Annotated in this window: 8 protein-coding genes; all 8 read right to left on the bottom strand. The window is 48.3% G+C overall.

All coding sequences use genetic code 11. The features are described from left to right. Nucleotides 1-34: 34 nt before the first annotated feature. The gene (gene hisD / locus PHP87_RS09900; RefSeq protein WP_299920857.1) at nt 35-1,333 is read right to left on the bottom strand and encodes a histidinol dehydrogenase; all 1,299 of its coding nucleotides are present in this window, start codon (nt 1,331-1,333) and stop codon (nt 35-37) included. Beyond that, nucleotides 1,333-1,986 carry an ATP phosphoribosyltransferase gene (gene hisG / locus PHP87_RS09895; protein WP_299920853.1) on the bottom strand — a complete coding sequence of 218 codons (654 nt, stop codon included), beginning with the start codon at nt 1,984-1,986 and terminating at the stop codon, nt 1,333-1,335. Before hisG ends, hisD begins: the two co-directional genes overlap by 1 nt. Continuing rightward, nucleotides 1,979-3,142 (bottom strand): ATP phosphoribosyltransferase regulatory subunit, encoded by a 1,164-nt coding sequence (gene hisZ / locus PHP87_RS09890; RefSeq protein ID WP_299920850.1) that lies wholly within the window; start codon nt 3,140-3,142, stop codon nt 1,979-1,981. Before hisZ ends, hisG begins: the two co-directional genes overlap by 8 nt. After that, nucleotides 3,132-3,443 (bottom strand): YerC/YecD family TrpR-related protein, encoded by a 312-nt coding sequence (locus tag PHP87_RS09885; protein ID WP_011641164.1) that lies wholly within the window; start codon nt 3,441-3,443, stop codon nt 3,132-3,134. Before PHP87_RS09885 ends, hisZ begins: the two co-directional genes overlap by 11 nt. A gap of 33 nt (nt 3,444-3,476) precedes the next feature. After that, entirely contained in the window at nt 3,477-4,139 is a 663-nt protein-coding gene (locus PHP87_RS09880) for an HD domain-containing protein (RefSeq protein WP_299920843.1), read from the bottom strand. An 83-nt stretch (nt 4,140-4,222) separates the two neighbouring features. Continuing rightward, nucleotides 4,223-4,750, bottom strand: coding sequence for a hypothetical protein (locus PHP87_RS09875; protein WP_299920841.1), 528 nt, complete (start codon nt 4,748-4,750; stop codon nt 4,223-4,225). Nucleotides 4,751-4,753: 3 nt separating this feature from the next. Then, nucleotides 4,754-6,040 carry a phosphoribosylamine--glycine ligase gene (purD, locus tag PHP87_RS09870; protein ID WP_299920838.1) on the bottom strand — a complete coding sequence of 429 codons (1,287 nt, stop codon included), beginning with the start codon at nt 6,038-6,040 and terminating at the stop codon, nt 4,754-4,756. Between the two features lie 128 nt (nt 6,041-6,168). Then, a partial coding sequence (purH, locus tag PHP87_RS09865) for a bifunctional phosphoribosylaminoimidazolecarboxamide formyltransferase/IMP cyclohydrolase (RefSeq protein ID WP_299920834.1) occupies nt 6,169-7,058 on the bottom strand: 890 nt, incomplete at its 5' end.

The raw sequence follows: 7,058 nt of genomic DNA, 5'->3' as shown, positions 1-7,058 counted from the left end.
TCATAAAATTATTTTTCCTAAGTATCCTCTATTTCTATTTTTTCTTTTTTCCCTTTACTCTTATTCTTATGGAATTGGCATGGGCAGTAAGCCCTTCCACCTCAGCCAGCTTCATTATTCCCTCGGCGTCTTCCCTTATTCCTTGCGGAGAATAATAAATAATGCTGGAGCTCTTCATAAAGGTGTCTACGCTAACCGGGGAATAGAAACGAGCGGTTCCGCCGGTGGGCAAAATATGGTTGGGACCGGCAAAATAATCCCCCACCGGTTCCGGGGTATCTTTTCCCAGGAAAATAGCCCCGGCATTGCGAATCCGGCTCAAATAATCAAAAGGATGCTCCACCATCAATTCCAGGTGTTCGGGGGCCACCAGGTTAGCCACCGTACAGGCCTGATCCATTCCGGGAACCAGTACCAACGCCCCGTAACTCTCCAGGGCCTGCCTGATAATATCCCGGCGAGAAAGTTCCTGCACCTGCTTCTCGATTTCCTCCCGTACCCGCTCAATCAAGGTCTCACTGTCGGTCACCAGTATGCTGCGAGCCAGTACATCATGTTCCGCCTGGGACATCATATCCGCTGCCAGGTAAGCCGGGTTGGCTTTCTTATCAGCAACTATCAGTATTTCGCTGGGACCAGCCAGCATGTCGATATTTACATCACCATAAACCATTTTTTTAGCGATAGTAACATAGATATTGCCGGGACCGCTTATCAGATCCACTTTATTAATATTCTCCGTACCATAGGCCAGAGCGAATACAGCCTGGGCACCGCCCATCTTATATATCTCCTCGATTCCCAGTTCAGCTGCCGCTACCAGAGTATAGGGATTCATGGAACCATCTTTAGCCGGTGGAGTCACCATAGCTATTTCGCTTACCCCGGCTACCTGGGCCGGTATGGCATTCATAAGTACTGACGAAGGGTAAGCCGCAGTTCCGCCGGGTACATATATACCCACCCTTTCCAAAGGCCGGTAAAGCTGTCCCAGTATATTGCCGCGCTCATCCGGTTCCATCCAGGAGTTCTTCAACTGTCTGTCATGAAAAGCAGCGATATTATCTATAGCCTGGTTTAGAGCAAATATGTAATCATCATCAACTGCATCATAAGCCGCCTCAATCTCATCTTCAGAAACCAGGAAGTTGCTTTCATCGATTTTTGCTCCATCAAACTTTAAGGTAAAGGCAAATATGGCCTGATTACCTTTCTCTTGCACCTGCCGGCCAATCTCTCCTACGCTATCTTCGTATTGTTTCATACTGGCATTACTGGCGGCTAAAAAATGCTTAAAATCCTCTGAAGCTCCATCAAATCTCTTTATATTCATCAAGCACTGCCTCCTGTACTTAATTTTTGCATGTTTTCAATCAGGGGTTGAATCTGCTGGTGTTTGGTGCGGTAGCTCACCCGGTTGCATATCAGCCTGGTGGTGGAATCCATTATTTTAATAAACTCCACCAGCCGGTTTTCTTTCAGGGTTCGCCCCGTAGAAACCAGGTCCACGATCATATCGGCCAGCCCCATCAGGGGTGCCAGTTCTATATTGCCATGCAGTTTTATAATTTCCACCTGCAGTCCCTGGCTGCGGAAAAAATTCTCCGCTATTACCGGAAACTTGGTGGCAGCTCGCTTGTAGTTCAAATCTTTAAGCGCTATATTTTTAATGGCCTCCGGTACCGCTACTACAAAACGGCAGTATCCATATTGCAAGTCCACCATTTCAAAAACATCCCGAGCCTGTTCCACAATTACATCCTTGCCCACTATACCAAGGTCGGCCGCTCCCTGTTCGACATAGGTAGGCACATCGGTGGGACGACACATGATATACTTTACCCGTTCTTTATCATAAGTAAATACCATGCTGCGACTTTTATCATCAATTCCCTCACCAGGCAGCTTTAATTTCTTAAAAACTTCCAGGGTGGGCTCTAGTAGAGTTCCTTTGGACAGGGCGATGGTCAGGTAATCATCATACATAGATTAATCCTCCAGTTATACAGTTTTCCCTTCCTTCCAGCTTTCTTTCCAGCTCCTGCCGGCTCTTTCCTTCTACATCTATTTCTACGGCAAAGCCCTGCTTCCTGAGTTCTTCCGCCTGAGCTATTACCGCCGCGAAGTCTTTCCCCCCCACCAGGTATCGAGGGGCTTCTTGCAAGGCCGGGTGCTTCAAAAGCAGAGCCAGGCGGTCCATTCCCAGGGCAAATCCTGTGGCCGGGCAGGGAAAGCCAAATTTCCCCAGCAAGTGATCATAACGGCCGCCACCCAACAGGCCGTATCCCAGCTCCGGGGAATAACCTTCAAAAACCGTGCCCGTATAATAATCCAGCCCGCGGAGAACTCCCATATCCACTACTATATGGTCAATCACCCCGCAAAGCTGCAAGGTTTCATATACTTCACGCAGTTCCTGTACTGCCGCCAGGGCCCGCCGGTTTTTTTCCACATAAGGCAAGCGGTCCAGGACTTCAATCCCCCCATGCAAAACAGGGAGTATGGCAATAGTTTCTTTGAGTTCATCATCAATGTCCAGGGATTCCAGAACCCGGGACAATTCCACCAAATCTTTATTTTCCACCAGGCTCCTGATACAGTCTTTCTCTTCCCGGTTTAAACCGCTTTCATCCAAAAGACTATTAAAAATGGCTATTTGATTGAGGCTTATTTTGAAATTATCCAAACCCATCTCTTGCAGCGCTTTGACCGCAATAGTAATCACCTCGGCATCAGCCCGTACTCCCTCGGCACCCAGCAATTCAATGCCGGCCTGCCAGAACTCACGGTATTGGGCCAGGTGAGGCTGGACATAGCGAAAAGAGTTGCTGAGATAATATAGTCTCTGCGGGAAAACCGCATCACGCAGATGGGTGGCAGCCAAACGGGCAATCCCCGTGGTCATCTCCGGGCGCAGGGAGAGAATGCCTCCTTCCCTATCCATAAAGAGGAAGAGCTCTTCCCTTATATTCCCTCCGGTTCCTATTTCCACTACTTCGAGATATTCAAAGGTGGGAGTCATAACCTCCTCATAAGCATAGCTGGCAAAAAGTGCCGCTGCCTTTTCTTCCATAAAACGGCGGACTTTTAGCTCCGGGGGTAAGAGGTCACGCAGGCCCCGCGAAATCTTTCTACTCTTCATTATTCTTCTCCCCGTTTAAATTATTTAATATCCTGCGGTAACCATCAGCACCATAATTAAGGCAACGTTTTACCCGGCTAATAGTGGCTGTGCTGGCTCCGGTATCCGCAGCTATTTCATTGTATTTGATATTCCCGGCCAGCAGTCGTGCTACTTCCAGCCGTTGTGACATAGCCTTTATCTCACTAACGGTACAGAGGTCATCCAACAGACGATAAGCATCCTCTTCGTTCTGGAGGCATAATAGAGCCTGAACCAGAAAATCAGTATGCTGGTCTTTCCAGCCAGGTGAAAATGTCATAATCATACCTCCCTACAAGAAGCAAAAAAAGCCTTACAATAGCCGGTTCTTATTAATCAAGAGTTCGAATCTGCAGCCCAAATACTCGGCAGCCCGCCGGGACATAAGCATCTTGGTCAAAAATATCTCAAAATACTCCATTACTGAACATACTTCGTTATCAATATCAATTTCCATACTTATCGTCTTTTCCTCTGGAACAACTACCAGCCGGGAATCAGTAACTGCATAATTAACCCTATCGCGCGGAGTAAAAGCTGACATCTCAGTTTTTCGCACCCGGGAGCGGTGTACATCAGACTTATCAGCCAAAATCAGAGCCGCCGCCACATTATTAATACTCTTCCCCTGAGCCTGTTCTTCATGATTGCCTATGGCTCCCATAATAGTCGCTATTTCCTCTGTATCCATTTCCAAGTCCAGCAAAAGATAAAAAGCCATAATAGCCCCGGACATACCATGCCCATATCGGTTAACCAGATTGCCGATATCATGTAAAAAACCAGCAATGGCAGCCAGCTCAGCTTCTCGTGCAGGAAAGTTCAGTTTTTCCAGAATCTCCGAACAAAGCTGCGAAGTTTGCTCGGCATGGTGCAGGTCATGTTCTATGGCTCCAATATTACCGATATAGGCATTGCCTATTTGCATATACTGTTCCACCATGGGACTGTTCTTTACCACTTCCAGTGTTACCATTTCCTCACCCCGTTTTCGAATGGGGGACATTTCTGCGAAGCTGATGTGTCCCCGTTCCTTAATTAATTACATATGCTTATTCCTCATAGCTTTTTTTGCAATCGTTTCGCCTGCACTGCAGCCCTGGTATTATCCGGAATAGACTCTAATAGTTTCTTCGCTTTTTCCTTTTCACCTGCAGCAATCAAATCCTGGGCTTCCTGCAGCATAGCGGCTGCCCGCTTCTCCTGCTCCGCTATGGCGATCTTTTCTTTCATTTTTTCAGGCTTGCCCAGCTTTTCCAACTTCTTGTATTCATCTATAGCTTTATCGAATTTTCCTTCTGCCACCAAAGATCCGCCCTCACTGATAATACGGCGGGTTTCTATCCGCTCCGGGAGCTGGGTTAATAAATAAACATAACCCCCGGCGATTCCCAATAGTGCCAAGAAGGCAACAATCCATAAGAATGAATAGCGGGGTCTTTTTCTCATTATGGCCAAAGCTACAATGAAGGGCATACCCAGCATGAAAGTTGTTTTCAAAAACTCCCGGGTAGGCATGAAATAGAGCATAGCGATTACAGCCGCTATTAACAGTATCCGTGATAAAACTCGCATTATCAGCTTCATTTCCTATACCTCATGTTGCATTGCTTTTATGCCAATATCCTGGCGGTAATGCATTCCATCAAATTCTATCTTTTTTACCTCTTGATAAACCTTATCCCGGGCCGCTCTCATGTCCTGCCCCCGGCAGACTACTGCCAAAACGCGGCCACCAGCGGTAACGAGATTCTCATCCCTTCTGCTGGTTCCGGCATGGAATACCAGGGTATCCGACTCAAGCCTATCTAAGCCCTTAATGATTTTCCCTTTTTCATAATCTCCGGGATAGCCTGCGGAGGCCAGAATAACCGCCACACAGCCGCCTTCTTCTATTTCCAGCTGCAAACCACCCAGCTTTCCACTGGCGGCAGCCTCCAGCACCGGCAAAATATCACCTTTAATCATGGGCATCAACACCTGGGTTTCCGGATCACCGAAACGGGCATTGAATTCCAGCACTTTTGGCCCCTCGGCAGTTATCATCAGCCCGGCATAGAGCACCCCCTGATAGGGGCATCCTTCTTCTGCCATGGCCTTAATGATCGGTTCTATTATATTTTTAATAACCTGCATTTGCAGTTCCCGGTCAAAAATTGGAGGGTTGACATAGGCTCCCATACCTCCGGTATTGGGGCCCTGATCATTATCGAAGACTCTTTTATGATCCTGGGCAGCCAACAGGGAAATATAATCCTTACCATCGCAAATAGCAAAGAAACTAACTTCCTCCCCCAGCAGGCACTCCTCCACCAACAGTCTTTCACCAGCCTGACCAAAGCTCTTGTCTTTCATCATGCTGTCAATAGCCTGGCTGGCCTCTTCCCAGTTGGCGGCAACAGTCACCCCTTTACCCGCTGCCAGTCCATCAGCCTTTATTACTACTGCTTTCCCCTGCTCAGTGTAAGTCCTGGCAGAAGCATAAGCCATATCCAATCTTTCACATACCGTATAATCAGCCGTGGGGATTCCATATTTTTTTAACAGGTTCTTGGCAAAAACCTTGCTTCCTTCCAACCTGGAGGCAGCAGTAGTAGGGCCAAATATTTTCAAGCCCGCCTCCCGGAAACGGTCTACTATACCCTCCATAAGCGGGGCTTCCGGCCCAACCACGGTAAGGTCTATACGCTGGCTCCGGGCAAATTCCAGCAGGCTTTCTATTTCATTTACTCCTATGGAAATGCACTCTGCTATAGCGGCTATGCCGGGATTACCCGGAGCCACATACAGTGCTTCTATTTCCGGGCTCTGGGCCAATTTCCAGGCCAGTGCATGCTCTCTTCCTCCCTGTCCAATAAGCAAAAGCTTTTTCCCCATAGCTGCCTCCTTTTAGCACAAGTAGATGGTTCTTTCGTGCTCTTTAATATTGATATCAAAATTATACTTGTATTAAATATACCGCTCGCTGTCTACGCATGGGCAACAATTGGTTTTTTGCAGTAGCATCAATGTTTAAAATGCCTTATACCGGTAAAGACCATGGCAATACCGTGTTTATCGCATTCATCTATGCTCTCCTGATCTCTTACCGAGCCACCCGGTTGAATTATGGCGGTAATCCCATACTGGGCTGCCAATTCCACCGTATCCTTGAAGGGGAAGAAGGCATCGGAAGCCATCACAGCCCCCCGGGCCTTTTCCCCGGCACTTTCCAGGGCAATACGGGCTGAACCCACCCGGTTCATTTGCCCGGCACCAACACCCAAAGTCACCCCATCTCGGGCTACGACAATCGCATTGGACTTTATATGTTTGACCACCTTGCGGGCAAAGGCCAGTTCCGTTAATTGCTCGGCAGTAGGTTCTTTCTGGGTAACTACCTGCAGTTTATCCATATCCAGCTCATCCCGGTCACTTTCCTGAACCACGAAACCACCGGCTACAGTTCTTATCTGCAAGCCCCCGGCGACTTCCAGCGGAAGTTCCAGTACTCGCAGGTTCTTCTTGGCCTGAAGGCTTTCCAAAGCCTCGGGGGTATAAGCTGGGGCGATGATAACTTCCATAAAAGGCTCAGCCGCTTTTTGGGCCGTAGCCCCGTCAACCGGGCGGTTCAAGGCAATAATGCCGCCAAAGGCGGACAACGGGTCAGCGGCAAAGGCTCGGTCGAAGGCTTCCTCCAGGGTTGCGGCTACCGCCGTTCCACAGGGGTTGGTGTGTTTAATAATAACACAGGCCGGTTCATCGAATTCCCGTACCAGTTCCCAGGCTGCCTGGGTATCAATTATATTATTATAGGAGAGTTCCTTGCCATTCAATTGCCGGGCATCAGGCAATCCCAGCCCCGGGGTCATAAAGCGGTAAAAAGAAGCTTTCTGGTGGGGGTTCTCGCCATAGC

The organism is Syntrophomonas sp. (assembly GCF_028707975.1).
In the GTDB taxonomy this organism is placed as follows: Bacteria; Bacillota; Syntrophomonadia; order Syntrophomonadales; family Syntrophomonadaceae; genus Syntrophomonas.
The sequence above is the reverse complement of the archived record's forward strand: the minus strand, read 5'-3'. Positions and strand labels throughout refer to the sequence as shown.

What these genes read in the sequence shown, in the direction of transcription:
- PHP87_RS09880 (WP_299920843.1), bottom strand. Translation starts at nt 4,139, where the DNA reads ATGGTAACACTGGAAGTGGTAAAGAACAGTCCCATGGTGGAACAGTAT.
- PHP87_RS09875 (WP_299920841.1), bottom strand. Translation starts at nt 4,750, where the DNA reads ATGAAGCTGATAATGCGAGTTTTATCACGGATACTGTTAATAGCGGCT.
- PHP87_RS09885 (WP_011641164.1), bottom strand. Translation starts at nt 3,443, where the DNA reads ATGACATTTTCACCTGGCTGGAAAGACCAGCATACTGATTTTCTGGTT.
- hisD (WP_299920857.1), bottom strand. Translation starts at nt 1,333, where the DNA reads ATGAATATAAAGAGATTTGATGGAGCTTCAGAGGATTTTAAGCATTTT.
- purD (WP_299920838.1), bottom strand. Translation starts at nt 6,040, where the DNA reads ATGGGGAAAAAGCTTTTGCTTATTGGACAGGGAGGAAGAGAGCATGCA.
- hisG (WP_299920853.1), bottom strand. Translation starts at nt 1,986, where the DNA reads ATGTATGATGATTACCTGACCATCGCCCTGTCCAAAGGAACTCTACTA.
- hisZ (WP_299920850.1), bottom strand. Translation starts at nt 3,142, where the DNA reads ATGAAGAGTAGAAAGATTTCGCGGGGCCTGCGTGACCTCTTACCCCCG.